The sequence below is a fragment of the Bacillus sp. SIMBA_005 genome (assembly GCF_046535585.1).
GTDB lineage: Bacteria > Bacillota > Bacilli > Bacillales > Bacillaceae > Bacillus > Bacillus pumilus.
The window spans coordinates 1-244 of record NZ_JAWRWI010000990.1 but is presented as its reverse complement, the minus strand read 5'-3'; the positions used below and the strand labels follow the sequence as shown (position 1 = coordinate 244).

The window sequence follows — 244 nt, the reverse complement described above, 5'->3', positions numbered from 1 at the left end:
CAGGCCAACCGCAGGTCGTCGGAGCGTACCTTCGATCCGCACACCAGCACCACGACGCTCGCCAGCGGCATCGTGGCGGAGAGGACACCGGCGAGTTCGGCGATGCCGCCGTCGCGCGGCTTGCTGTTCTCGACCGCCGACAACGAGTCGAGCAGCTGCTTGCCGGTTCCGGCGGGCAGCTCGCGTCCCTGCACGCGCATGTCCACGCGCTGCGAGTCGCGGAGCGCGCGGAGGCCGATCGAAC

General features: G+C 70.9%; 1 protein-coding gene. It reads right to left on the bottom strand.

The window, feature by feature from the left end; genetic code table 11:
• The coding region (locus SB660_RS23060; RefSeq protein ID WP_410584864.1) for a hypothetical protein at positions 1–244 on the bottom strand (244 nt) is incomplete at both ends.